The sequence below is a fragment of the Nocardioides maradonensis genome, assembly GCF_054777115.1.
In genome coordinates, this window is sequence record NZ_BAAHAZ010000004.1 from 269630 (window position 1) to 294092 (window position 24463).

23 protein-coding genes are annotated in these 24463 nt (G+C 72.9%); 14 read left to right on the plus strand and 9 right to left on the minus strand.

Going from position 1 to position 24463, the window contains the following annotated elements; translation table 11 throughout:
• Positions 1-19: 19 nt before the first annotated feature.
• Positions 20-1000 carry a ribose-phosphate diphosphokinase gene (locus ACYVAQ_RS06525; RefSeq protein WP_460787682.1) on the plus strand — a complete coding sequence of 327 codons (981 nt, stop codon included), beginning with the start codon at positions 20-22 and terminating at the stop codon, positions 998-1000.
• Between the two features lie 400 nt (positions 1001-1400).
• On the opposite strand, the gene ACYVAQ_RS06530 is transcribed toward ACYVAQ_RS06525, so the two are convergent.
• Entirely contained in the window at positions 1401-2027 is a 627-nt protein-coding gene (locus tag ACYVAQ_RS06530) for a maleylpyruvate isomerase family mycothiol-dependent enzyme (RefSeq protein ID WP_460787683.1), read from the minus strand.
• Between the two features lie 45 nt (positions 2028-2072).
• Here ACYVAQ_RS06530 and ACYVAQ_RS06535 point away from each other — a divergent pair, with 45 nt between their 5' ends.
• Positions 2073-2510 carry a MarR family winged helix-turn-helix transcriptional regulator gene (locus ACYVAQ_RS06535; RefSeq protein ID WP_460787684.1) on the plus strand — a complete coding sequence of 146 codons (438 nt, stop codon included), beginning with the start codon at positions 2073-2075 and terminating at the stop codon, positions 2508-2510.
• Here the strand turns inward: ACYVAQ_RS06535 and pepN are convergent.
• Entirely contained in the window at positions 2492-4921 is a 2430-nt protein-coding gene (pepN, locus tag ACYVAQ_RS06540) for an aminopeptidase N (RefSeq protein ID WP_460787685.1), read from the minus strand. The genes ACYVAQ_RS06535 and pepN overlap by 19 nt on opposite strands.
• A gap of 191 nt (positions 4922-5112) precedes the next feature.
• Between pepN and ACYVAQ_RS06545 the strand changes: the two genes are divergently transcribed.
• The 5 genes from ACYVAQ_RS06545 to ACYVAQ_RS06565 all read left to right on the plus strand — a co-directional run bounded on the left by ACYVAQ_RS06545 (position 5113) and on the right by ACYVAQ_RS06565 (position 8359).
• On the plus strand, positions 5113-5757 hold the full coding sequence (locus ACYVAQ_RS06545) for a 50S ribosomal protein L25/general stress protein Ctc (RefSeq protein ID WP_460787686.1): 645 nt from the start codon (positions 5113-5115) through the stop codon (positions 5755-5757).
• Positions 5754-5894 carry a hypothetical protein gene (locus tag ACYVAQ_RS06550; RefSeq protein WP_460787687.1) on the plus strand — a complete coding sequence of 47 codons (141 nt, stop codon included), beginning with the start codon at positions 5754-5756 and terminating at the stop codon, positions 5892-5894. Before ACYVAQ_RS06545 ends, ACYVAQ_RS06550 begins: the two co-directional genes overlap by 4 nt.
• Before the next feature lie 3 nt (positions 5895-5897).
• Positions 5898-6497 carry an aminoacyl-tRNA hydrolase gene (gene pth / locus ACYVAQ_RS06555; RefSeq protein WP_460787688.1) on the plus strand — a complete coding sequence of 200 codons (600 nt, stop codon included), beginning with the start codon at positions 5898-5900 and terminating at the stop codon, positions 6495-6497.
• Positions 6498-6717: 220 nt separating this feature from the next.
• The gene (locus ACYVAQ_RS06560; RefSeq protein ID WP_460787689.1) at positions 6718-7497 is read left to right on the plus strand and encodes a 3'(2'),5'-bisphosphate nucleotidase CysQ; all 780 of its coding nucleotides are present in this window, start codon (positions 6718-6720) and stop codon (positions 7495-7497) included.
• 40 nt (positions 7498-7537) lie between these two features.
• Positions 7538-8359, plus strand: a complete 822-nt coding sequence (locus ACYVAQ_RS06565) for a hypothetical protein (RefSeq protein ID WP_460787690.1) — start codon at positions 7538-7540, stop codon at positions 8357-8359.
• On the opposite strand, the gene ACYVAQ_RS06570 is transcribed toward ACYVAQ_RS06565, so the two are convergent.
• Entirely contained in the window at positions 8360-9937 is a 1578-nt protein-coding gene (locus tag ACYVAQ_RS06570; protein ID WP_460787691.1) for a sensor histidine kinase, read from the minus strand.
• Positions 9938-9977: 40 nt separating this feature from the next.
• Entirely contained in the window at positions 9978-10592 is a 615-nt protein-coding gene (locus tag ACYVAQ_RS06575; RefSeq protein WP_460787692.1) for an alpha-ketoglutarate-dependent dioxygenase AlkB, read from the minus strand.
• A gap of 152 nt (positions 10593-10744) precedes the next feature.
• On the opposite strand from ACYVAQ_RS06575, the gene ACYVAQ_RS06580 reads away from it, so the two are divergent.
• On the plus strand, positions 10745-11416 hold the full coding sequence (locus ACYVAQ_RS06580) for a GntR family transcriptional regulator (RefSeq protein ID WP_460787693.1): 672 nt from the start codon (positions 10745-10747) through the stop codon (positions 11414-11416).
• Here ACYVAQ_RS06580 and ACYVAQ_RS06585 read toward each other — a convergent pair.
• Positions 11391-12014, minus strand: coding sequence for an HD domain-containing protein (locus ACYVAQ_RS06585; RefSeq protein WP_460787694.1), 624 nt, complete (start codon positions 12012-12014; stop codon positions 11391-11393). The genes ACYVAQ_RS06580 and ACYVAQ_RS06585 overlap by 26 nt on opposite strands.
• A gap of 58 nt (positions 12015-12072) precedes the next feature.
• Between ACYVAQ_RS06585 and ACYVAQ_RS06590 the strand changes: the two genes are divergently transcribed.
• From ACYVAQ_RS06590 to lon, 3 genes are all read left to right on the plus strand, one after another.
• A complete protein-coding gene (locus ACYVAQ_RS06590; RefSeq protein WP_460787695.1) occupies positions 12073-12372 on the plus strand; it encodes a chorismate mutase in 300 nt (99 codons plus the stop codon).
• 42 nt (positions 12373-12414) lie between these two features.
• Entirely contained in the window at positions 12415-12690 is a 276-nt protein-coding gene (locus ACYVAQ_RS06595; RefSeq protein ID WP_460787696.1) for a DUF2087 domain-containing protein, read from the plus strand.
• Positions 12691-13075: 385 nt separating this feature from the next.
• Positions 13076-15415: an endopeptidase La gene (lon, locus tag ACYVAQ_RS06600; RefSeq protein ID WP_460787697.1), complete on the plus strand. Its 2340-nt coding sequence runs from the start codon at positions 13076-13078 to the stop codon at positions 15413-15415.
• A gap of 3 nt (positions 15416-15418) precedes the next feature.
• On the opposite strand, the gene ACYVAQ_RS06605 is transcribed toward lon, so the two are convergent.
• Genes ACYVAQ_RS06605 through ACYVAQ_RS06615 form a run of 3 tightly spaced genes read right to left on the minus strand, consistent with a single transcriptional unit; the run spans position 15419 to position 19864 of the window.
• Positions 15419-15922 (minus strand): VOC family protein, encoded by a 504-nt coding sequence (locus ACYVAQ_RS06605; RefSeq protein ID WP_460787698.1) that lies wholly within the window; start codon positions 15920-15922, stop codon positions 15419-15421.
• Between the two features lie 10 nt (positions 15923-15932).
• On the minus strand, positions 15933-17588 hold the full coding sequence (locus tag ACYVAQ_RS06610) for a DNA repair helicase XPB (protein ID WP_460787699.1): 1656 nt from the start codon (positions 17586-17588) through the stop codon (positions 15933-15935).
• An 11-nt stretch (positions 17589-17599) separates the two neighbouring features.
• Positions 17600-19864: a helicase-associated domain-containing protein gene (locus ACYVAQ_RS06615; RefSeq protein WP_460787700.1), complete on the minus strand. Its 2265-nt coding sequence runs from the start codon at positions 19862-19864 to the stop codon at positions 17600-17602.
• A 136-nt stretch (positions 19865-20000) separates the two neighbouring features.
• On the opposite strand from ACYVAQ_RS06615, the gene ACYVAQ_RS06620 reads away from it, so the two are divergent.
• Together ACYVAQ_RS06620 and ACYVAQ_RS06625 are read left to right on the plus strand one after the other, a co-directional pair.
• Positions 20001-21296, plus strand: a complete 1296-nt coding sequence (locus tag ACYVAQ_RS06620; RefSeq protein WP_460787701.1) for an FHA domain-containing protein — start codon at positions 20001-20003, stop codon at positions 21294-21296.
• Between the two features lie 91 nt (positions 21297-21387).
• Positions 21388-21783: a cold-shock protein gene (locus ACYVAQ_RS06625; RefSeq protein WP_460787702.1), complete on the plus strand. Its 396-nt coding sequence runs from the start codon at positions 21388-21390 to the stop codon at positions 21781-21783.
• Between the two features lie 187 nt (positions 21784-21970).
• Here ACYVAQ_RS06625 and ACYVAQ_RS06630 read toward each other — a convergent pair whose 3' ends face one another.
• The gene (locus ACYVAQ_RS06630; RefSeq protein WP_460787703.1) at positions 21971-23407 is read right to left on the minus strand and encodes an MFS transporter; all 1437 of its coding nucleotides are present in this window, start codon (positions 23405-23407) and stop codon (positions 21971-21973) included.
• A 63-nt stretch (positions 23408-23470) separates the two neighbouring features.
• On the opposite strand from ACYVAQ_RS06630, the gene ACYVAQ_RS06635 reads away from it, so the two are divergent.
• The gene (locus ACYVAQ_RS06635; RefSeq protein WP_460787704.1) at positions 23471-24253 is read left to right on the plus strand and encodes a DUF3027 domain-containing protein; all 783 of its coding nucleotides are present in this window, start codon (positions 23471-23473) and stop codon (positions 24251-24253) included.
• The last annotated feature ends 210 nt before the right edge of the window (positions 24254-24463 follow it).

Genomic DNA, 24463 nt, shown 5'->3' on the forward strand with positions numbered 1-24463 from the left:
GCGAGCGGGGAGCGACAACGTGGCCGGACTGAAGAAGACCACCGAGAAGAACCTCATGGTCTTCTCCGGACGGGCGCACCCCGAGCTGGCGAACGAGGTCGCCGACCTGCTCGAGACCGACCTGGTCCCGACCGAGGCGCGCGAGTTCGCGAACGGCGAGATCTACGTGCGGTACGACGAGTCCGTCCGTGGCTGCGACGCCTTCGTCATCCAGAGCCACACGACGCCGATCAACCAGTGGATCATGGAGCACCTGCTCATGGTCGACGCGCTCAAGCGCGCCTCGGCCAAGCGGATCACCGTCGTCATGCCGTTCTGGGGCTACAGCCGCCAGGACAAGAAGCACCGCGGCCGCGAGCCGATCTCGGCCCGGATGATCGCCGACCTGTTCAAGACCGCCGGTGCCGACCGGATCATCTCCGTCGACCTGCACGCCGACCAACTGCAGGGCTACTTCGACGGACCCGTCGACCACCTGATGGCGCTGCCCGTCCTCACCGACTACATCAAGGGCAAGTACGGCGACCAGGAGCTCGCCGTCGTCTCCCCGGACGCCGGTCGGATCAAGGTCGCGGAGAAGTGGGCGGCCAAGCTCGGCGACGTCCCCCTGGCGTTCATCCACAAGACCCGGCGCACCGACGTGGCCAACGAGGTCGTCGCCAACCGTGTCGTCGGTGACGTCAAGGGCCGCATCTGCGTCCTGACCGACGACATGATCGACACCGGCGGCACGATCGTGAAGGCAGCCGAGGCCCTCATGGCCGACGGTGCCGCGGGCGTCATCATCTGCGCCACCCACGCGATCCTCTCCGACCCGGCCGTCGACCGGCTCAAGAACAGCCCGGCGCTCGAGATCGTCGTCACGAACACGCTCCCGCTGCCGCCGGACAAGCAGTTCGACAAGCTGACCACGCTGTCGATCGCGCCGCTGGTGGCCCGGGCCATCCGCGAGGTCTTCGAGGACGGCTCGGTCACCTCGATGTTCGACGGCCAGGCTTAGCACTGCGCGAGCGCGTCGTCGCTGTCGGCGCCTAGTGGTGCGTCCGAGAAGTTGTGGAACGGTTGGCGTGCTCACGGTGCGTGGATCGCAAGGCGCCGGTGCGCAGCCATACCGGGTCGTCTCGCAAGCGCCGGCAACGCCGCGAGGTGCGTGCTGTGGGTGCGCGAAGCGCTTCAGAACTTCTTGGACGCACCACTAGCTCGGTTTGCGTCCCTCGGCTCCTCCGGTCGCTCGTTCCTCGCTCCCTGCGTCGCCTCCTGCCGCGCACCTCGCAACCGGCGCCGGCGACGCCGCGCTGCCGCGCGCGGTTGTCTTCCGTAGGTCCTGCCTTGGTCTGGCGGCAAGACGTTCGTAGGGACGTGCCGCGTGCTGTGCACCACGCCTGTCCGGACGGCCGCGGTCAGCTGAGGACGGCGAGTCCGTCGCCCTCGACCAGCGCGAGGTCGGGCTGCCGGCCGGACGCGATCATCAACAGCTCCTGGATCGGGCCGCGGACGGTGGGTCCGCGGCCGCGCGTCCAGTCGACGTCGGTGGCCTCGAGCCGGAGGGAGCGCACCTGGCGGTTGGTGCCCATGAGGGGTGCGAGGCGGCGTACCCGGTCGGCGGCCAGCGCCGCGGCCTCCGGCGGCATGGTGCGCGAGCGGCCGAGCGGGCGGACGACGTCCTGGTGGTGGAGCAGCGCGTCGATGAGCGGCTCGACCGAGGTTGTGGTGGGGACGTGGTGGGTGCTCGTCGCGTACGTCGCGAAGTCGGCCAGGATCTGGCCCGGCGTCTGCGTCGCCCCGAGCCGCTGCACCTCGCGGAAGATCATCGTGTTGTAGCCGCGTCCCAGGTTGCGCCCGACCAGTCCCGCCATCTCGCGCCAACCGATCTGCGGTGTCGAGATGACGTGCGCGGCGACGTCCTTCACCGTCCAGCCGGGGCAGAGCGTGGCGTGGTCCCAGTCGGCGTCGTCGAGCTCGGCCAGGGTGGCCGCGAGCGCGGCGCGCTCGGCATGGATGTGTCCCCAGAGCGTCGCCTTGTCCATACCGATATAGTCAGGCTGACTGACTAAATCCGTCAAGGAGCCCGAGTGAGCCTGCACCCCGGCCTGCTGATGTTCATCGGCGCCCGTCACGTCGAGCAGCGCGTGGGCGACGCGATCGCGGCGGCAGGTCACGACGACCTGACGCCCGCGATGGCGCGGGTGGCGGCCCGGTTGAGCGAGGATGGCATCCGGATCACCGACCTCGCCGCCCAGGCGCGGATCACCAAGCAGAGCGCGAGCGTCCTGGTCGAGCAGCTGGAGCGAGCGGCGTACGTCGAGCGGGTTCCGGATCCCTCCGACGCCCGCGCCCGCCTCGTGGTGATCGCACCCCGCGGCCGCGAGGTGCAGCGGATCGCGCGCCGCGTCGAGCGCCAGGTCGAGCGGGAGTGGAGCCGCCACCTCGGGCCCGAGCGGATGGCGGCGCTGCAGGAGGCCCTCGAGGACCTGCGGCAGATCACCGACCCCTACGCCCCCGGGTCCTGAGCGGCGAGCGCCCGGTCCAGGTCGTCGAGCGCGTCGTTCCAGGCACGCGCCAGGACCGTCGGGACGTCGCCCTCGAGGGTGCGCGCCAGCTCGTCGCGCAGCGTGCGACGGTCCGCGACCGGCATCGGCAGCCAGGGGAACGCGCGGCCGATGATCTGCCCCATCGCCTGCCCCGACGAGCGGGCGAGGGCGAGGCCCTCGGCCGGGTAGCGGGTGAGGTACGGCGTCACCAGGTCGGCGTCGTTCCAGAAGCCCTGCGCCACCGCGGCGAGCTCGTGGTTGGTGAGCCTCCCCGACATCAGCAGGTCCCAGGCCGCGGCCTTCGCCGCCGCGGTGCCGATCGCGGCGCGTGCCGTCAGGGCCGCGTGGTGGCCGGCCACCGACCGGTCCCGCTGCTCCTCGGCCGCGAGGAAGCCGATGTGCCCGAGCTCGGCCAGGCGTCGGACCACGACCCAGCGCACCGCCTGGTCGACGTACGCCGGCGGGTCGGTCAGCCAGCCGGCGAGCAGCTCGACGTCGTCGCTCGACCCGGCCAGGGCACGCGCCGCGGCCGGGGCGAGGGCCGGGTGGTCGAGGCCGGCGCGGGCGACGGTCGTCAGCCGCTCGCCGAGGGCTGCGGCGCCCGCCGGATCGGCGTACAGCCGGATGATCCGCTGCACCGTGCTGAGCACGCCCTCGACGATCAGCGGCTCGCGCTCGGGGACCAGGTGCTGCTCCAGGAGCCTGCCGAGGCCGGCCAGGTCCAGGGCGCCGGACTCGACGCGGTCGAGCATCTGCCACCACAGCACCGCGCGGGTGAGCGGCGCCTCGATCGCACTGAGCCGGCGCTCCACGAACCGCAGCGAGTCGTCGTCGAGACGCACGGCCGCGAAGGTCTCGTCGCCCGCGTTGACGACCACGGCCCGGTCGGCGAAGGACTCGAGCCGCACCGGCTCGTCGGCCAGGTCCACGAGCACGCGACCGACCTCCCGCGCCTCGTCGTCGTACGCCGCGACGGCGAGCCGGTGTGGTCGCGCGCCGACGCGCTGCAGGACCGGTACGTCGCCGTCGCGCGTGACCTCGACGGTGTCGAACCCGGTGGTCCGCAGCCACTTCTCCGCCCAGCCGCGGACGTCGCGATCGGTCGCGGCGTCGAGCGAGTCGAGGAAGTCGGCCAGGGTCGCGTTGCCGAAGGCGTGCGCGGTCAGGTGCCGGTTGACCCCGGCGAGGAAGTCGTCGCCGAGCCAGATGCCGAGCTGGCGCAGCAGGGCGTTGCCCTTCGCGTAGGTGATCATGTCGAAGTTCGCGAAGGCGGTGTCGGCGTCCGGCATCCGCTCGGCGTCCTCGGCCACGGGGTGCGAGGACCGGCGCAGGTCGGCGCGGTAGCCGGTCGGCTTGCGGGTGACGGCGGCGCTGGTCCAGGCGTCGTCGTACCCGGCGGCGGTCGCCGCCACGTCGTACCCCATGAAGTCGGCGAAGGACTCGTTGAGCCAGGAGTCCTCCCACCACCGCATCGTCACGAGGTCGCCGAACCACATGTGCGCCATCTCGTGCGCGATCGTGGTCGCGAGCCACTCGCGCTGCAGCGCGGTCGGGATGCCGGCCACGAGGTACTCGTCGCGGAACGCGACGCAGCCGGGGAACTCCATGGCGCCCCAATTCAGGCCGGGTGTGAAGACCTGCTGGTAGTCGGCGAAGGCGTACGCCGGCTCGAAGACCCGCGTGTAGTGCTGGAAGCAGGCGCTGGTGATCCGGCGCAGCTCGGCGGCGTCGCGGCGCAGCGCGGGCTCCTGGGAGGCGCGGGCCCACCAGCCGAACCGCAGCGTCCCGCCGGGAGCCGCGGCGTACGGCTCGTCCCAGGTCTCGCCGACCCAGGGGCCGGCCCCCACGAAGAAGAGGTACGTCGCGATCGGCGGCGTCGTGCCGAAGGACCCGAGCCGCGCCTCGCCGCGCGTATCGGTGCCGAGCGCGGGCCCGTTGGCGAGCACGGTCCAGTGCGCCGGTGCGGTGACCGAGACGGTGAAGGTCGTCTTCAGGTCGGGCTGGTCGAAGCAGGGGAGCACCCGGTGCGCGATGTCCATCGCGGTGAACGCGCAGACGTACCGCTCGCCGTCGGCGGGGTCGGTCGTCACCGTCATCCCGTCGCCGTCGGTGACGTACGGCATCGTCGCGCGCACCCGCACGACGTTCTCGCTGGCCAGCTGGGTGAGCCGGATGCGCTCGCCGTCGTACGTCGCCGGGGTGCCGTCGACCGTCACGTCCCGTGCCGCCGCCAGCTCCAGGAAGGTCGACGCGCCGGGCGTCGAGGAGCGGAACCTGATCTCCGCCTCGGCCACGTAGGACTCGGTCGAGGTCAGGTCCAGGTGGACGACGGTGTGGACGTCGGACAGCAGGGCGGCACGCTCGCGCGCCTCGGTGAGGGTCAGGGGCACACGGTCACTCTAGGAACCCCGCCCCACGGCCCGACGCGCGGATTCGACCGGGCGCCGACGCCGCGCCTAGACTCTCCAGGTTGCCTCGGCGAGGGAGCATCCCGCGTGATGACTCCGTGATCGACAGGGCCCGATGTTCGGGGCCGTCGCGCCTCGCCGGGCCCCCGATCCCCGTCAAGCAGGAGAACGCAATGAGCACCGAGACCATCAAGGCTGAGGCCCGCACCGAGTTCGGCAAGGGCGCGGCCCGCCGCATCCGTCGCGAGAACAAGATCCCCGCGGTCATCTACGGCCACGGCAACGACCCGATCCACGTGACCATGCCCGGCCACGACACGATGATGGCGATCAAGCACGGCGGCGCCAACGCCCTGCTCGAGATCGAGATCGACGGTCAGAAGCAGCTCGCGCTGACCAAGGCCGTCCAGGTCGACCCGGTCCGCCGCCTGCTCGAGCACGTCGACTTCGTGGCCGTCAAGCGCGGCGAGAAGGTGACCGTCGACGTCCCCGTCCTCACCGTGGGCGAGGCCGCCAAGGACACCCTGGTCCAGATCGAGCACAACACCGTGCAGCTCGAGGCCGAGGCCACCCACATCCCCGAGTCGATCGAGGTCGACATCGAGGGCGCCGAGGCCGGCACCCAGATCCTGGCCGGCGCGCTCACCCTGCCGTCCGGCGCGACCCTGCTGACCGACGCCGAGGCGCTGGTCGTGCACGTCACCGAGGCCCAGGTCGCCGACCTCGGCGAGGAGCCGGAGGCCGCCGAGGCTGAGGCTGAGGGTGAGGCCGGCGAGGCTGCCGAGGCCGAGGCTGCCGAGGGCGGCGACTCGGAGTGAACCCCTTCGGTCGGCTCCGGTGGTTCCTGGGCCGGCTGATCTCCCCGGTCCGCACGTTCGCGCCGGGGAGCAACCCCTCCTCCACCGAGGCCGTCGACAGCGACCGGCCGGTGGAGGAGAACGACGACGAGGAGTGACCGATGGCCGACGACCAGCCCGACGTGTGGCTGGTCGTCGGCCTCGGCAACCCAGGTCCGTCGTACGCCGGACACCGGCACAACGTCGGCTACCTGGTGGTCGATGAGCTCGCGCGGAGGATGGGCTCGTCCTTCCGTGCGCACAAGACGGGCCGCGCCGACGTGGTCGAGGGGCGGCTGGGGGCTCCCGGTACGCCGGGCCCGCGCGTCGTGCTCGCCAAGAGCCGCAGCTACATGAACGAGACCGGCGGGCCGATCAAGGCGCTGGCCACCTTCTACAAGGTCGGGCCCGACCGGATCATCGCCATCCACGACGAGCTCGACATCGACTTCGGCCAGCTGCGCGTCAAGCGCGGCGGCGGCGACAACGGCCACAACGGCCTGAAGTCCCTGCGCGGCTCCCTCGGCTCGGGGGAGTTCTTCCGCGTGCGCTCCGGCATCGGCCGCCCGCCCGGCCGCCAGGAGGTCGCCGACTTCGTGCTGTCGAACTACTCCTCGACCGAGCGCAAGGACCTCCCCTTCGAGGTCGACCGCGCCGCCGACGCCGTCGAGTCGCTGATCACCGACGGCCTCGAGAAGACCCAGTCGCGCTTCAACTCCTGATTCTTGCGCGAGCGCGTCGCCGCTGACGGCGCCTCGCTCGGCTTGCGTCCCGCGGCTCCTCCGGTCGCTGGCGCTCCCTCCGTCGCCTCGTGCCGCGCGCCTCGCAACCGGCGCCGGCGGCGCCGCGCTGCCGCGCTCGCAGTTGCCTCGCGTAGGAACTGCCTTCCCGTGGCGGCAAGACGCCGGTAGGCGCGTCATGGCCTTGCCCTAGGGTGACCGCGTGACTTTCGATCCTGGTACGCCGTCCCCCGAGGTCGTCGCCGACGACCACCGCCTGGCCGCGTGGCTGGCCGAGGTCGCCGGCCGCCGGCTGCTCGAGGTCCGGGCGGAGGGTCTGCAGGGCAAGGAGCTCAAGGACGCGGGCGACATGGCCGCGCACCACCTGCTGATGGACCTGCTGGCGACGTACCGGCCCGACGACGCCGTCCTCTCCGAGGAGGGCAAGGACGACAAGGCCCGCCTGTCCGCGCACAAGGTCTGGATCGTCGACCCGCTCGACGGCACCCGCGAGTTCTCCGAGCCGCCGCGCGACGACTGGGCCGTGCACGTCGCGCTCTGGCAGGACGGTGAGCTCGTCGCCGGCGCGGTCGCGCAGCCGGTGATCGGGGAGACGTTCAACACCGGCACCCCGCCCGTCGTACCGGCCCGTACGTCCTCGAAGCCGCGGATCGCGGTCTCCCGCAGCCGCCCGCCCGCCTTCGTGGCCGCCCTCGCGGAGGAGCTGGACGCGGAGCTGGTGCCGATGGGGTCGGCCGGCGTGAAGATGATGTCCGTGGTGCGCGACGTGGCCGATGCCTACGTGCATGCGGGCGGTCAGTACGAGTGGGACTCCGCCGCGCCGGTCGCGGTCGCTCGCGCCGCCGGCCTGTTCACCAGCCGGGTCGACGGCAGCGAGCTGGTCTACAACCAGGACGACGTCTACCTGCCCGACGTCATCGTGTGCCGCCCCGAGCTGGCCGACCAGATCCTGGCCTTCATCAAGCAGCACGGCACCGACTGAGACCTGGATCTCTTGATCCGCCCGCGACACTGGTAGAGCGATGAACGAGCAGGACGAGCCACCGGCGAAGATCGACTGGCCGTCCGTCTTCGCGGGCGCCGGAGCCGCCGTGACGGTGGCCGTGCTGCTCTCGACGCTCGGTGCCGCCGGCACCCTCGTCGGCGCTGCCCTCGGCAGCGTCGTGGCGACGGTCAGCACCGCCCTCTACAAGCAGGGCATCCAGTCCAGCCGCCGCAAGATGGCCGAGGTCCAGGCCACGGCGTTGCAGCGCGTGGGCCAGGCCCAGCAGGAGGTACGCCGAGCGGCGGCTCACGCCACGTCCCCGACCGTCGCCTCCAACCTCGCCCGCGCCGACGCCCACCTCGAGAACGCGTCCTCCGAGCTCAACGACAACGCCCCCGAGCCGGCTCCGTCGCCTGCTCCGGTGTCGGTGGATCCGGCGCCTCCGGCGGCCCATGCGGCGCCCACGGGCGGGCTGAAGGCGTTGCCGTGGCGCCGGGTCGCCCTGCTGGCCGGCGCGGTCTTCGTGGTCGCCATGCTCGCCATCAGCGGCTTCGAGGTGATCGCGGGCAAGAGCGTCTCCTCGCTGACCGGGGGCACCACCACGGACAAGCGGACCTCGCTGTTCGGCGGCTCCACAGGCAGCAAGCAGCAGCCCACGCCGACCCCCACCCCGGCGCCGACGGTCACGGCCACCGTGACGACGACCGCTGCGCCGACGTCCGCCGGCCCCACCCCGACGACGAGCCCCACCGGGCAGCCGAGTGCCACCGCGACCGCGACGGGCACCGCGACCCCGACCACCTCGCCGACCGCGTCGGCGACCCCTCAGGCCTCGGACGCCGCCTCCCCGACCCCCTGACTAGGTGCAGGGCAGGGTGGTGCTGATCCGGGTGCCGCCACCGGCCGGGCTCGTGAGGTCGAGGGACGAACCGAGGGCGGCGAGCCGGTCCGCCATGCCGCGCAGCCCGCTGCCGTTCCTCGGGTCGGCCCCGCCGCGTCCGTCGTCGGACACGCTGACGGTCAGCCGGTCGTCGGCGCGCACCACCCGGATCTCGGCGCGGGTCGCCTCGGCGTACCGCGCGACGTTGGTCAGCCCCTCGCTGACGAACATGTACGCCGTCAGCTCCACGTCCTTCGCGATCTCCCCGTCGCACGCGACCACGAGGTCGACCGGGACCGAGGATCGCCGGGTCAGCGACCGCAGTGCCTCGGCCAGCCCGGCGCGGCCGAGGACGGCCGGGTGCAGCCCGCGGGCCAGCTCCCGCAGCTCGGCGGTCGCCTCCAGCACCTGAGCCCGGGCTGCCTCCACCTGGGCGGCGGTCTCGTCGTTCCCCGCATCCTCGCACCGTTGCGACAGCAGGCTCAGCTCGATCGACAGCGCTACCAGCTGCTGCTGCGCGCCGTCGTGCAGGTCGCGCTCGATCCGTCGCCGGGCGGCGTCGGCGGAGGTGACGATGCGGCGGGCCGCGGCCCGGAGCTCCGCGGCATGGCGACGCTGGCGCAGGAGCAGCGCGATCTGGGCGCTGAGCTCGCTGATCAGGCGCTCCTCGAACGGGGAGAAGCCGCCGGGCTCCTTGCGGATCACCAGTGCACCGACCGTCTCGCCCGCGTCCTCGACCAGGCGACGGTCGTCGGGGACGTCAGACCCCGTGGACCGATCGGGCCAGACCGAGACAGGTACCCACCCAGCATCGGTGGCCTCCCAGACCTGGGCCTCCTGGGCGCCCAGCGTCGACCCGACCTTGGCGGCGAGGCCGGACCACGGGTCGTCGGGGGAGTCGGAGAGGGTCGCGATCAGCCCGACGGCGTCGTCGAGCTGGTCGCGCGCGCGGGCGAAGGCCGCGTTCAGCAGGATCACCAGGACGAACACCACCGGCACGACCAGCAGCTGCTCCGCCATCCGGCCGACCCACCCGCCGAGGTCGGTCGCCACCACGTCCACGCTCCGCTCGTGGACGGCGGGGGCGTAGGGGATCAGCCGGGTGACGACGGCCAGCTGGATGCCGACGTACACCGTCATGAGGAACGCGAGCGCACCGAGTCCGCGCCGGACCCCGCCGTACAGCAGGATGCCGGCGAGCGGGGGCAGGATCGTGGCCCCCACGGTGACGGCGTCGTTCGCGCCGAACTGGTAGAGCCCGATGGAAGGCAGCGCGATCCACCCGTAGACGAAGACGTAGTAGGTCCAGCCGCCCTCGATGCCGCGCTCGGCCAGCCGCCAGCTGACGAGGCCCACGCACGCGGTCAGCACGAAGGGCGCGAGCAGCAGGGAGGTCGTCCACCGGCTGTCCACCTTGTCGCCGCTCATGACGAACGCGACGATCGCGACGACCAGCAGAGGGATCTGGAGCGGCACGACGACGGCCGCGATGAAGGCGGTCTTGCGCGCCGTCGAGTGCTGCGTGAACTCGACGAACCTGCCGACGGGGTCGATCACGAGCCGACAGTACCGACGGCCGCGCCTGCCCGGGCCGGACTCAGAACACGTTGAGAGGCCGGAACTGGACCGAGATCCGCGGCCCGGCCGAGGCGACCTTGGGGACCGCGTGCTCCCAGGTGCGCTGGCAGCTGCCGCCCATCACCACCAGGTCGCCATGGCCCATCTCCACCGCGATGCTCTCGCCGCCGGAGTGGGGCCGCAGGCAGAGCCTCCGCGGGTCGCCGAGGGACACGATCGCGACCATGGTGTCCTGGGTCGAGCCGCGCCCGATCGTGTCGCCGTGCCAGGCCACGCTGTCGCGGCCGTCGCGGTAGTAGCAGCAGCCGGCCGTGCGGAACGGCTCGCCGAGCTCCTCGGCGTACTGCTCGCTCAACGCCTCGCGCGCCGCCGTCAGCATCGGGTGGGGGAGCTCCTCACCGATCATGTAGGTGTGCACCAGGCGGGGTACGTCGACGACCCGGTCGTACATCCGGCGCCGCTCCGCGCGCCACGGCACGACCTCCACGAGGCGGGCGAAGACGTCGTCGGCGTCGGGCAGCCAGGTGCGCGCGACGTCGACCCAGGCACCGTCGCTCAACGGGGTGCGCCCGAGCGTCGCGAAGCTCGGCCCGCCGGCCGGCTCGGCCGCGAAGAGCGTCGACTGGAAGTCCATGCATCCACCGTAGCACTGGATCGAACAGATGTTCGGCAAGGAGGGGACGGCAAAGAAATTCCGATTCCTCGAGTCGCGTGCGCGCCGGACCCCTAGCCTTCGGGAAGTACTACCGACTGGGGGCAGCTGGTGTGAGCATCGCACTGAAACACGTGACCATCCGGGAGTACGTGCGTGCCTTGGTGGCGGAGAGCTCGCCCGGTGCGGCAGCCCCGTCGGAGCGCGACCTCGTCGACCGCTTCGGAGTGGCCCGGATGACCGTCCGGCACGCGCTCGACGCCCTCGTCGCCGAGGGTGTCCTGGAGCGCTTCCCGGGACGCGGCACCTTCGTGGCCCGGCCCCGCCGGGTCCGGTCGCGGGTGTCCGGCCTGACCGAGGACCTCGAGCGGCGCGGGCTGGTGGCGGAGTCCCGCAGCATCATGGCGGCGCGCTGCCCGGCGCCGACCCGGGTGGCCCAGGCGCTCGACGTCGAACCCGGCAGCAACGTCATCCGATGGCGCCGGCTCCGGCTCGCCGACGGGCGCCCGCTGTGCCTGAGCGACACGTTCCTCAACGAGCAGCTCGTGCCCCAGCTCCTCGACGGTGACCTGCCGAGCAGCCTGTACGCCGAGCTCGCCCGACGCGGTCACCGCCCGACCTGGGCCGAGGACGCCATCACCGCGGCGTCGGCCACCCCGGAGGAGGCGCGGCTGCTCGAGATCGAGCCCGGCGCGCCCGTCCTGCGTCACTCACGACGCGCGCTGTGGGGCGACCGTCCGATCGAGCTGTCCCGCACCACCTACCGCGGCGACGGGCACGTCATCTCGCTGCAGTTCGAGGCCTGAGCGCCGCCAGCTCCGCGGCGATGTTGCGGCGGGCCTCCTCCTCCCAGAGGCGACCGGCGGCCTCGGTGCGGAACAGGGACTCCCGCTCGAGCAGCCCGGCGAGCAGGGTGGAGCGCCCCTCGGCGAAGACGTCGTCGGGCAGGTGGCCGTACTCCCGGCGCACGGCGGCGGAGTAGGCGGCGTACTCCTCGGCGGGCAGCGCGAGCACGCCCAGGTCGGCGTCGGAGAGCGCGGCGCCGTTGTGGTCCTCGGGGTCCGGGCGGTGCGACTCGGTGAGGCGCACCAGGCGCGCCACCTCGGCCACGGTCGCCGCGTCGACGTACGCCGGCAGCGCGATCTCCGCCCAGACGGCCGACCGCTCCTCGGCGTCCCGCTCGCCGTCGTACACGGCGTCGTGGAACCAGGCCGCCAGCCGGGTGGGGAGGGGCTCGAACGTGGCGCCGTGCGCGGCGAGCCGGTCGAGCCGCGCCAGGACCTCGCTCAGGTGGCGTCGGTCGTGGTACCGCCGGCTGGGTTCGTCGTACGCCGCCAGCAGCTCGTCCCGCAGCGCGTCGGCGCCGCTCAACGGCCAGGCGGTCTCCTGATGGTCGTCCTCCATCCGGACATTGAAGCCCACGCGACGCCGACGTGGGGAGGGTTGGGGCAGGATTGTCCCCATGACTGAGGACCCCCGCGCCGAGCTGCTCCGCCTGCGGTCGAGCATCGACAACCTCGACGCCGCGCTGGTGCACCTGCTCGCCGAGCGGTTCAAGTGCACCGAGCAGGTCGGTCGCCTCAAGGCGCGTGCCGGCATGCCGCCGGCCGATCCGGGCCGCGAGGCGGTGCAGATCGCGCGGCTGCGCTCGATGGCTGAGACCTCCGGCCTCGACCCCCGCTTCGCCGAGCAGATCCTCGGCGTGATCATCGCCGAGGTGATCCGCAACCACGAGCAGTTCGCCGAGTCCGCGGAGGCCTGAAACCCGCTGGTGCCGGCCCCACCGCGCTGGTAGCAAGGAAGGGTGAGCGAGGACGACACCCAGGTGCTGCGCCGGTTCTTCGCCGCCGACGGGCGGCTGATGGACATGCCTGTGAAGCGGTCCAAGCGGCTGCTGGTGCTGGACCACGTCGCGCAGCGCTTCGAGCCGGGCCGGCGCTACGACTGGCGCGAGGTCGACGAGGTGCTGAAGGCCGTGCACGACGACCACGCGGCCCTGCGTCGCTACCTGGTCGAGGAGGCCTTCCTCAGCAGGTCCGACGACGTGTACTGGCGCAGCGGGGGCACGGTCGAGGTCTGAGTGGTGTGCGGCTGCGGGTTCGCCACGGCCCGCGTGCTGTAACACGTTGTTGTGCGAGGTACCCGCCCGGTTTTGTCGCTGGCAGCCCGTTCGGCGCGGTGCGCAGCGACCACAGTCGGCGCGTAGTTGGCCGAACCACGTGTGACAGCTCGCAGAGGGCGCCCAGCTGGCCGGACCACGTGTGACAGCTCGCAGAGGGCGCCCAGCTGGCCGAACCACGTGTGACAGCTCGCAGAGGGCGCCCAGCTGGCCGGACCACGTGTGACAGGTCGCAGAGGGCGCCCAGCGCCGAGGACCACGTGTGACAGCCCCAACGCCGAGTGAGCGCCGGTTCGCCCTCCGCGAACGACGGAACACCCGTCCCCGCCGGAGCATTGGACCGGTCATGACGAACCCGATCCAGCTTCCGGTGCTGTTCCTCTCCGACGTGGTGGTGCTCCCCGGCATGGTGGTCCGGGTCGAGCTCGACGAGCCCGCCCGTGCCGCCATCGACGCCGCCCAGCTGGCCTCCCGCGAGAGCGGCGAGGTCGCCCGCGTCCTCGTCGCTCCGCGCCTCGAGGACCACCGCTACGCCTCGTACGGCGTCGTGGCGACCGTCGAGAAGGTCGGCCGGTTCTCCGGCGGCGAGCCCGCCGCCGTGCTCAAGGCCGACGGACGTGCCCGCATCGGCAGCGGTGTGACCGGCCCCGGCGCGGCGTTGTGGGTCGAGGTCGAGGCCGCCGACACCGGCGCCGTCGACGACGACGTCCGTGCCCTCGCCGACGACTACCGCAAGCTCGTCGTCGGTCTGCTCCAGCGCCGCGAGGCGTGGCAGATCGCCGACCAGGTCTCCCGGATCGACGACCCGGAGACGCTGGCTGACACGGCGGGCTATGCGCCGTACCTCTCCGACGACAGGAAGCGCCAGCTCCTGGAGACCCCTGGCGTGCGCGAGCGGCTCGAGCTGCTCCTCGAGTGGACCCGCGACTTCGTCGCGGAGTCCGAGGTGAGCGACAAGATCGACTCCGACGTGCGGGAGTCCCTGGAGAAGAACCAGCGGGAGTTCCTGCTGCGCCAGCAGCTCGCCGCGATCCGCAAGGAGCTGGGCGAGGGCGACCCCGACGGTGGCGACGACTACCGCGCCCGGGTCGAGGCGGCCGACGTACCGGACCAGGTGCGGGAGGCGCTGCTACGCGAGGTCGACAAGCTCGAGCGGTCCAGCGACCAGAACCCGGAGGCGGGCTGGATCCGGACCTGGCTCGACACCGTCCTCGACCTGCCCTGGAACGTCACGACCGAGGACGACACCGACGTCATCGCCGCCCGCGCGGTGCTGGACGCCGACCACCACGGGCTCGACGAGGTCAAGGACCGGATCGCCGAGTACCTCGCCGTGCGCGCCCGTCGCGCCGAGCGCGGCCTCGAGGTCGTCGGCGGCCGCGGCTCCGGTGCCGTGGTGCTGCTGGCCGGGCCTCCGGGAGTCGGCAAGACCTCGCTGGGGGAGTCGGTCGCCCGCGCGCTCGGCCGGAAGTTCGTCCGCGTCGCGCTCGGTGGTGTCCGCGACGAGGCGGAGATCCGCGGTCACCGTCGGACGTACGTCGGCGCGCTGCCCGGCCGTGTCGTGCGGGCCATCAAGGAGGCCGGCTCGATGAACCCGGTCGTGCTGCTCGACGAGGTCGACAAGGTCGGCTCGGACTACCGGGGCGACCCGGCGGCCGCGCTGCTGGAGGTCCTGGACCCTGCGCAGAACCACACCTTCCGCGACCACTACCTCGAGCTCGACCTCGACCTGTCCGACGTGCTGTTCATCGCGACGGCCAACGACATCGGCACCATCCCGGCCGCCCTGCTGGACCGGATGGAGCTCGTCTCGATCGACGGCTACACCGAGGAGGACAAGGTCGCGATCGCGCGTGACTTCCTGGTCCCGCGTCAGCTCGAGAGGGCCGCGCTGAGCGCCGACGAGGTCACCATCACCGACGAGGCGCTGCGCGAGATCGCCGCGAACTACACCCGGGAGGCCGGCGTGCGCCAGGTCGAGCGGCTGCTCGCGAAGGCGTTCCGCAAGGCGACGGCGCGCATCGCGTCGGGAGATGTGGACAGCGTCCACATCGGGATCGGCGAGCTGAAGGACCTGATCGGCCGGCCGCGGTTCACGCCGGACCTCGAGGAGCGCACCTCGGTCCCCGGCGTCGCCACCGGCCTCGCCGTGACCGGCATGGGCGGTGACGTCCTGTACGTCGAGACCTCGGTCGCCTCGGGCGAGACGGGCCTGACCGTCACCGGTCAGCTCGGCGACGTGATGAAGGAGTCGGCGCGGATCGCGCTGTCGTGGGTGCGGGCCCACGCGACCGAGCTCGGCATCGAGCAGAGCGCGTTCGAGCGGTCGATCCACGTGCACTTCCCGGCGGGTGCCGTCCCCAAGGACGGTCCCTCCGCGGGCGTCACGATGGTCACGGCGCTGGTGTCGCTGCTCACCGGACGGCCGGTCCGCTCGGACATCGCGATGACCGGCGAGGTCACGCTGTCCGGCCGGGTGCTGCCGATCGGCGGGGTGAAGCAGAAGCTGCTCGCCGCCCAGCGGGCCGGCGTCTCCGAGGTGTTCATCCCGGAGCGCAACCGGCCGGACCTGGACGACGTACCGGCCGAGATCCTGGAGGCGCTGACCGTCACGCCGGTCGGGGCGGTCACCGAGATCCTGGAGCGGGCGCTGGTGGCGGCGGAGGCCGCGACCGTCGCCGCCTGATCCTCAGAGGATCTTGGTTCCGTACATCTCTCCCAACGGGTCGGCGAGGAGCTCCAACCGCTCCCCGTCCGGCCCGCGGAAGTAGATCGAGACCTTGGAGTCGATGTCGAAGGCGACGACTGCGTCGACCAGCTTGGCGCGCAGGTAGTCCCACTTCTCCTTGGTGACCGAGATGGCGAGGTGGTGGTGGCCGCCGTACACCTCGGCGTACGGCGTCACCGGCACCCCGGGCAGGTCGAAGTAGGCCAGCAGGTTGCCGTGGCCGATGTCGAAGAAGAAATGCGTCGAGCCGGGGAGGTCGCGGTTCTCGAACATCTCCACCAGCGGGAACTCCAGCAGGCCCTGGAAGAACTCCACGGTCCGCTGCACGTCGGAGCTGATGTGGGCAGTGTGGTGGACGCCGCGGGCGCTGCTCTCCGGCGGGTTCTCCTGCAGGAACTCCCTCTTGATGCGCTGCCGCTCCCGGGTCAGGGCGTCCAGGTCGATGTCGCGTCCGTCCGGGGTCATGCCCGTCACGCTAGACCGCAAGATCGTCCGCGTCGACGATCCGGTACGCATACCCCTGCTCGGCGAGGAACCGCTGCCGGTTCAGCGCGAACTCCGCGTCCACCGTGTCGCGCGCGACCACGGTGTAGAAGCGGGCGACCTTGCGCTCGCCGTCGGGTCCGGGCGGGCCCGGACGCAGCAGCCGGCCGAGCCGCTGGGCCTCCTCCTGGCGTGAGCCGAAGGAGCCCGACACCTGGATCGCCACCTCGGCGGTCGGCAGGTCGATGGAGAAGTTCGCGACCTTCGAGACGACCAGCAGGCCGATCTCCCCGGAGCGGAACCCGTCGAAGAGCCGCTGCCGCTCCTTCACGCTGGTCTCGCCGGTGATCACGGGCGCGTCCAGCTTGTCGCCGAGCTCGTGCAGCTGGTCGATGTACTGGCCGATGACGAGCGTCGGCTGGCCCGCGTGCTGCGCGATCAGGTCGCGGACCACGCCGAGCTTCTCCGGGGTGCAGGCGGCGAGGCGGTAGCGCTCCTCGGCCTCGGCGGTGGCGTAGGTGAGCCGTGCGGACTCGGGCAGCGTCACGCGCACCTCGACGCAGTCGGCGGGAGCGATCCAGCCCTGCGCCTCGATGTCCTTCCACGGGGCGTCGTACCGCTTCGGGCCGATCAGGGAGAAGACGTCACCCTCGCGGCCGTCCTCGCGCACGAGGGTCGCGGTGAGGCCGATCCGCCGACGGGCCTGCAGATCCGCGGTCATCCGGAAGATCGGCGCGGGCAGCAGGTGGACCTCGTCGTACACGATCAGGCCCCAGTCGCGGGCGTCGAAGAGCTCGAGGTGCGGGTAGACGCCCTTCCGCTTCGTCGTGATGACCTGGTACGTCGCGATGGTGACCGGCCGGATCTCCTTGACCGAGCCGGAGTACTCGCCGATCTCGTCCGCCGTGAGGGACGTACGCCGGATCAGCTCGTCCTTCCACTGCCGGGCGCTGACGGTGTTGGTGACGAGGATCAGCGTGGTCGCCTGCGCGTGCGCCATCGCGGCCGCGCCGACGATCGTCTTGCCCGCGCCGCAGGGGAGCACCACGACCCCGGAGCCGCCGTGCCAGAACGACTCGGCGGCGTCGGCCTGGTAGCCGCGGATCTGCCACCCGTCCTGGCGGAGCGCGATCCCGTGGGCCTCGCCGTCGACGTACCCGGCGAAGTCCTCGGCCGGCCAGCCCAGCTTCAGCAGCGCCTGCTTGAGGTTGCCGCGCTCGGAGGGGTGCACGGCGACGGTGTCGTCGTCGAGCCGCTCGCCGAGCATGCCCTGGACCCGCTTGGCCCGCAGGACCTCCTCGAGCACCGGCCGGTCGGTGCTGCGCAGCACGAGACCGTGGACGGGGTCCTTGTCGAGCGTGAGACGGCCGTAGCGCGCCATCGTCTCGGCGACGTCGACGAGCAGCGCGTGGGGGACCGGGTAGCGGCTGTAGGTCAGGAGCGTGTCCACGACCTGCTCGGCGTCGTGCCCGGCCGCCCGGGCGTTCCACAGACCCAACGGCGTGAGCCGGTAGGTGTGGATGTGCTCGGGGCTCCGCTCGAGCTCCGCGAACGGTGCGATCGCCTTGCGGCACTCCGCCGCCTGCGGGTGGTCCACCTCCAGCAGCAGTGACTTGTCGCTCTGCACGATGAGGGGGCCGTCGGTCACAGCCGACAAGCCTACGTGGCAGGCACAGGGACGACCTTCGTGATCCGGTGCATGGGGTAGCGGCGCTCGAGGTCCGGGTCGTCTCCGTCGTACGCCGTGAGCTGGCCGCCCTCGACGGAGACCGGCCGGACCTCGCGCTCGGTGATGACGCCGTGGTTGTCGGTGAAGCCGATGAGGACGGGCGCACCCCTCTCGATCGCCTCGCGCAGGGCGGACAGCGCGGTCGCGGGGGAGGAGGCGGTGGCCGGCCGGGAGCGCGTCTCGGCGTCGCCCTCGCGCAAGGACCGGACCGCCACGGCGACCTGGGCGGCCTGCCGGGCGGCGCCGGCCCGGGCGGGTGTCCTCGGCGTACGCGCCCGCAACGACTCGGCCGCACCCACCCGCACGACTCCGTCCACGCCCTCGATGACCGGCGCCATGCCCAGCTCGCGCAGCCGCGGCAGCAGCACGTCGACGGGTGTGGAGGAGACGACGACGGTCGGCGCGATCCGCTGCAGCCCGAGCGGTCCCGACTTCGGGTGCCGCACCAGGTCCAGCAGCGCGGCCTCGTCCTCGGAGCGGATGAACGCCTGCGCGAACCCGACCCGCAGCCGCCCGAACGTGCGCACGGTGTCGTCGACCAGGTACGTCAGCGGCTGCGGCACGGCGGTCCGCGACGCCAGCACCAGGAAGGCGTGGATCTCTGCGCCGCTCCACCCGATGTCGAGCGCCCGGCGGATCGAGTCGCGGGTGAACCGGTAGACGGTGGCCGAGCCGTGCGACTCGAGGTCGGCGAGCTGCTGCAGCTGGCGCTCCAGCGCCGACTCCAGCGGGCCCGGCGCCACCGCCGTCAGGTCGGCCTGGATGAGCACGTGGTCCACCGGCGGCGGCAGCAGCGCCGCGAGCACCGGGGTCGGGTCCTCGCCCGCCACCAGGCTGCGTCCGTACGACGTCAGCGCGCCGGCCCCGCTGATGCCGAGCGCCGCGGCCTCCTCGATCGCCCAGGCGACCAGGTCGGGGCGGGTCCGGGGGCGACGGGGTCGCAGCCACGCGACCCGCGCCACGAGCGAGGGCAGCCCGGTGCCCGGCGCGAGCGTCGTCCCCTCGGGCAGCGAGGCGAGCTCGGCCAGCGCCATGGCCTTGGCCTCGGGCATCCCGCTGGCGCTGAGCTCCGGGGTCAGCGCGTTCCACGCCTTCTGGTCGGGGCCGCGCTCGCCGACCAGCGACGGCAGCCGGGGACTCGCCAGCCAGGCCCGGGCGAGGGCGGTCCACCGCTCGGCGACCGAGCCCGCCCGCCACGGGTCGTACGCGTCGGTGGGGACCCAGATCGGTGCCCCCTCGGCGTCGGCCCGGGTCGCCACCAGGTCCGCGGCGGCCGCGACCTCGATGAGGAGCGCGGTGTGGCGCTCGTCGATGCCGAGGTGGCCTGCGGCCGACTTGAGCTCGCGCGCAGTGAGGCCGCTGGACCGCAGCGCCGCGGCCGGGCGGTGTCCCCACCAGTCCAGGAGGAGCTCGACCCGGCGTACCGCATCGGTGGCGGAGCCGAGCGCCGCGTTCTGCGCGAGCCGTGCCGACTGCGCCGTGGTCGCGATCTCGGGCGCCGCGTCCACGGGCGTCAGCGTGGTGCGGCCGCCGCGCAGCGCCAGGCCGACCTCGCCCGGCACGACCAGCAGGCCGGGCTGGGACGAGGCCGGCACGAGCAGCCGGTGGGCCACCAGCTCCTCGGCAGGAGTCTCGGCGGCCGCGACGTCGATCCCGATGCGCGTCGAGCCTGCGGTCGCCTGGCCGCCCTCGTCCACGACGTGCTCCAGCAGCCGGCGGGCTCCGGTGCCGATCGCGGCCAGTCGCTCCGCCACCTCCGCGGCGTCCATCGGCCGGGGCGAGCGCGGCCGCAGCCCGCTCACGCACGACGCCGGGCCGGCCGCCAGCACGTCGGCCACCCCGCTCAGCGCCCGCAGGCCCTCCGGCGAGTCCCACGCCAGCGCGAGTCCGCGCAGCCGGGCCAGCGCCGCATCGACGTACGCAGGGTCGGCGTGCACGACCGAGCGCAGCTCCTCGTCGTCGGTCTGACCGGCCACGACCAGGGCGTCCAGGACCAGCATCTCGCCCTGGGTGAGGGTGTCCAGGACCCGGGCGATCGAGGTCTGCCCGGTGGCGCGCGCGGCGAGCTGGCCGAAGTCCGACGGAACGGGCGTCGCGAGGTCGGGGCGGTCGGTGAGCAGGTCGCGCAGCGCGCCCTCGGCCCACGACCGCAGCTGGTCGGCCAGCGATCGGTAGGCCTCCGACTCCTTCCCCACCTTCCCAACCTACCGAGCCGCCCGGTGGGGGCAGCGTGCGGACCGGGCGCGCTCCATGTGGTGGGATGGGGGCGCAACCGACGTGAGATCCGGGCGGGGAGCGCTCGGGTCGTGGAGGAGAAGGGGAAGCCCTCCCATGACTGAGCCCAGTGTGAACGACGCGCCCGCGCCGCTGTGGTCGTACCGGCCGGGGTCCTGGTACGCCGTCTTCGGCCCGCAGGTCGCCGTGGTCCTGCCGGCCGAGCAGAAGGAGTACGTCGCCGCACTCTGGTCGCTCGTCGACGGAGGGTCGGGCTTCGACGAGGTCCTCGACACGCTGCTCGCCTCCGGTCTCAGCCGCCTCCCCGGGTTCGCTCTCGTCAGCACCGGGGACGGCCCGACCCGCGTCCTGCTCCGTGGCGCCGGCACCTCCGCGACGGCGTCCTCCGCCGACGGGGAGGTCACCCTCGACGGTTCCGCGGGCGGCACCTGGGTCGAGCGCTCGATCGAGGGCCTCACCGCGCTGGCCGTCACGGTCGAGGAGACCGATGCCGCCGCGACCGAGCAGACCGACCTCGCGATCCCCTCCGGCCTGGTCCGCGTCGCGCGGATCGACCTCCCTGCGGCGACTCCCGCCGGTGGCTCGCACGTGGCCGACCCCGCGCCCGCGGCGGTCGAAGCGCCGCCGTTCGACGTACCGGCGGTCGAGGAGCCTGCTGCTCCACTCGAGCCGTCGCCCCTCGACAGCGAGCGCTGGACCGAGCCGACCTTCGCGGGCGACCCGCTGCCGGCGGCGCTGCTCGCCGAGCAGGACGGAGCGTCCGCGGGCGCGACCGACAGCTCTGACGACGCTGACGATGCCGACGATGTCGACACGCCTGTGGACACCCCGGTCGAGGCCGTCGGGGCCGCCGAGCCCGCACCTGACGGCTGGGTCACCCCCTGGGGTCAGCCCGAGGCGGCTCCGGTCGTCGAGCCCGTCCCCGGCTTCGCCCCGCCGCCCCCGCCGCCGAGCGGGTCCGCGCCGCTCTCGCCGCCGCCCCCGCTGCCGGTCGGCTCGTGGGAGGCCACGCCGCCGTCGCCCCTCGCGGCCGACACGGGCGCGGTCGCGAAGCTCGTGGTCTCCGACGGCCAGACCGTGCTCGTGGACGGGGTCGTCCTGATCGGTCGCGCTCCGGAGGCGCGGCGGTTCACCTCGACCGAGCAGCCGCAGCTCGTCACGGTCCCGAGCCGGCTGCACGAGATCTCCTCGACCCACGTCGAGGTCCGGCCCGGCACCGGCGCCGACCAGGGCAGCGCCGTCGTCACCGACATGGGCTCGACCAACGGCACCGTCCTGGTCCAGCCCGGCGCCGGCCCGGAGGACCTCAAGCCCGGTATCGCGGTGGCCCTCGTCCCCGGCGCGATCATCAACCTCGGTGACGGCGTCACCATCCAGGTCACCCGCCCCTGACAATCCGGTACTGACCGGCCACACCGATGGCCTAGGCTTGCCCGTCGCGGTGGGACCCCACCGTGCTCACAGACGAAGGAAGGCCGGATCCGTGCCGACTGGCAAGGTCAAGTGGTACGACGCCGAGAAGGGCTTCGGCTTCCTCTCGCAACCCGACGGCCCCGATGTCTACGTCCACTCCGACGCGCTCCCCGAGGGCGTTGCGACGCTCAAGGCCGGTACCCGCGTCGAGTTCGGCATCGCCCAGGGCCGCCGCGGCGACCAGGCGCTCCAGGTCAAGGTCCTCGACGCGCCCAGCTCGGTCACCCGCAACCGCGCGGAGGCCAAGCGCCGCAAGCCCGAGGAGATGGTCCCGATCGTCGAGGACCTGATCCGCGTGCTCGACGGCCTCGGTGAGGGCTACCGGCACGGGCGTCACCCCGACCGCAAGGTCGCCGGCCCGATCGCCAAGCTGCTCCGCGCCCTCGCCGACGAGCTGGACCAGTAGTTGGCGCGAGCGCGTCGCCGCTGATCGGCGTTTCCCGGGGTTCTCCCCGTCACTTCGTTCCGGTGAGAACCCCGGCTCAGCGCCGGCGGCGCCGCGCTGCCGCGCGCGCAGTTGACCTCCGTAGGTCCCGCCTTGGCGGTGGCGGCAAGCCTTGGGTCGCTCGATGGCGGTTCATCGCTCGAGCGGATCAGCCGGCTGGCAGCGCGCCCTCGGCCTTGGGAAGGCGCGGCAGCACGATCATCGTGACCGCCCAGGCGAGCAGGGCCGCGCTCGCGACCCCGAGCCCGAGGTTCGGCTGCATGGGCAGCGCGATCCCCACGAAGCCGCCGATGACCCACGCGAACTGCAGCGTCGTGTCGCCGCGCGCGAACGCGCTCGCGTGCGCGGTGGCCGGCACGCCGGTCTGGATCGTGGAGTCGAGCGACACCTTCGCCAGGTACTGCGCCAACCCGGCCGTCACACCGAGCAGCACCAGCGTCGGCAGGTTGTAGAAGACGGCGGCGAGCACGATCGCGACGATGTCGGCCGCGAGCGCCGCCACCACGGTGACCGCCGGGCTGATCCGCTTCGCCAGCGATGCGGTGATGATGCCGAGCGTGTTGCCGAGGCCCGCGGAGCCGATGACGAGCGCGATCAGCAGCGCCGGTCCGTGCGTCCATCCGTCGACCGGGTGCTCGCGGAGCACGAAGGCGAAGTACATCGTCAGGAAGCCGGACAGGAACCGTGGCCCGCAGTTGACCCGCAGCGCGAACGCGACAGCAGGAGGTACGCCGCGACGGCGGCGCGGCCGACGCCCCGCCACCGGCTCGTCCTCGGTGGGCCGCGCCTGGACCTGGGCGATCCCGGTCTCGCCCGCGCTGGAGTCGACCCGGCTCGGCAGCCGTATCGCGAGGATCGTGCCGATCACGAACACCACGAACCCGTAGCGCAGGTCCCACTCGGGACCGGCCAGCGACGCCAGGCCGGCCAGCGGTGCGGACACCCCTGCCCCGACCAGACCGGCCAGGGCCACCCGGCCGTTCGCCTTGACCAGGGTGATCTCCGAGGGCAGCAGCCGTGGCACCGCGGCGGCGCGGGCGATGCCGTAGGCCTTCGACGAGACGAGCACGCCCAGGGCGGCCGGGTAGAACCACGCGGTGTCGTTCGCAATGGCCCCGGCCAGCACCCAGCACAGGAACGCGCGCAGCGCGAAGGTCACGCCGATCGCCCACCGGCGGCCGTGGCTGAACCGGTCGAGGAACGGCCCGATCAGCGGCGCCACGATCGCGAACGGCAGCATCGTCAGGCCCAGGAACAGGGCCACCTGGCCGCGCGCGTCGGACGTCGCACCCTTGAAGAACACAGTGCCGGCCAGCGCGATGGTGATGGCGGCATCGCCGGCCGCGTTGGCCGCGTGCACCTCGATCAGCCGGTTGAGGCCGGACGTGGCCGCGCCCTGGGCGTCGGCGGCCTTGCGTGCCTGACGCGCCGTGTAGCGGCCGAACCGTCCGGTCGCAAGGGCCGCGCGCCGCAGCCCCCGCCCGGTCGCACGGGCGCCCGTGCCGAGGCTGTGCCCGATCGACGACTCCGGGGCGTCGCCGGTCTCCGCGGTCGGAGGAGACGAGTCGGGATCGGCCGGATGCACCCTCCTATCTTGCCCAAGGGCCCCGACGTGACGCGCCCAGGCTCGATGGGGGATGCTGTGCCCGTGTCCACCCTCGAGCGCAAGGCGGAGAAGCCCGACGCCGCGACCATCGCCGCGGTCGATGTCGCCCGTGACGCCCTCCTGGCCGACGTGCCGGCCAGCGACGTCGGCGAGCACCTCGGCCACGTCGTCGACGGCCCGCGGGTGACCACGCACCTCTTCGCCTGCGCTCGCCGTGGGTACGTCGGCTGGCACTGGGCCGTCACACTGACCCGTGCGTCGCGCCAGCGCAAGGTCACCGTCGTGGAGACGGTGCTGCTGCCCGGCGACGACGCGATCACCGCGCCGGCCTGGGTCCCCTACCGCGAGCGGATCCGTCCCGGCGACCTGTCGCCCGGCGACCTGCTGCCCGTCGCGGACGACGACCCGCGCCTGGTGCCGACGTACTCCTTCGGCGACGACCCGCTGGACGCCGACGACAAGGCGCAGATCCGTGCCGTCGCCAAGGACCTCGGCCTCGGCCGGGTGCGCACCCTGTCGGTGGAGGGCCGCGACGCTGCCGCCGAGCGGTGGTACGACGGCGCCGCCGGCCCCGAGTCCCCGCTCGCCAAGTCCGCGCCCGAGCACTGCTTCACCTGTGGCTTCCTGGTCCGCCTCGCCGGCCCGCTGTCGCGCGAGTTCGGTGTCTGCGCCAACGGTGACGCCAACGACGACGGCCGCGTGGTCGCCTTCGGCCACGGCTGCGGCGCCCACTCCGAGGTCCGCCTCACCAAGCGCCAGCAGCCCGTCCCGCCCGCTCCGCCGGTCCTCGACACGATCAACCCGGACGAGCTCGAGCTCTTCTGACAATGGGCGCGAGCGCGTCGCCGCGGCCGCTCCCTCGCCGGACTTGCAGGTCTCGGCTCCTCCGGTCGCTCGTTCCTCGCTCCCTCCGTCACCTCGCCCTGCGCGCCCGGCCTCGGTCGCTGCGGCGCCGCGCTGCCGCGCACGCAGTTGCCCTCCGTAGGCCTCGCCTTGGCATGGCGGCAAGCCTTGGGGCCTCGCGGTGGTCGATGA

What these genes read in the sequence shown, in the direction of transcription:
- ACYVAQ_RS06545 (WP_460787686.1), top strand. Translation starts at nt 5,113, where the DNA reads ATGAGCACCGAGACCATCAAGGCTGAGGCCCGCACCGAGTTCGGCAAG.
- ACYVAQ_RS06530 (WP_460787683.1), bottom strand. Translation starts at nt 2,027, where the DNA reads ATGGACAAGGCGACGCTCTGGGGACACATCCATGCCGAGCGCGCCGCG.
- lon (WP_460787697.1), top strand. Translation starts at nt 13,076, where the DNA reads ATGACGAACCCGATCCAGCTTCCGGTGCTGTTCCTCTCCGACGTGGTG.
- ACYVAQ_RS06590 (WP_460787695.1), top strand. Translation starts at nt 12,073, where the DNA reads ATGACTGAGGACCCCCGCGCCGAGCTGCTCCGCCTGCGGTCGAGCATC.
- pth (WP_460787688.1), top strand. Translation starts at nt 5,898, where the DNA reads ATGGCCGACGACCAGCCCGACGTGTGGCTGGTCGTCGGCCTCGGCAAC.
- ACYVAQ_RS06575 (WP_460787692.1), bottom strand. Translation starts at nt 10,592, where the DNA reads ATGGACTTCCAGTCGACGCTCTTCGCGGCCGAGCCGGCCGGCGGGCCG.
- ACYVAQ_RS06620 (WP_460787701.1), top strand. Translation starts at nt 20,001, where the DNA reads ATGACTGAGCCCAGTGTGAACGACGCGCCCGCGCCGCTGTGGTCGTAC.
- ACYVAQ_RS06565 (WP_460787690.1), top strand. Translation starts at nt 7,538, where the DNA reads ATGAACGAGCAGGACGAGCCACCGGCGAAGATCGACTGGCCGTCCGTC.
- ACYVAQ_RS06585 (WP_460787694.1), bottom strand. Translation starts at nt 12,014, where the DNA reads ATGGAGGACGACCATCAGGAGACCGCCTGGCCGTTGAGCGGCGCCGAC.
- ACYVAQ_RS06605 (WP_460787698.1), bottom strand. Translation starts at nt 15,922, where the DNA reads ATGACCCCGGACGGACGCGACATCGACCTGGACGCCCTGACCCGGGAG.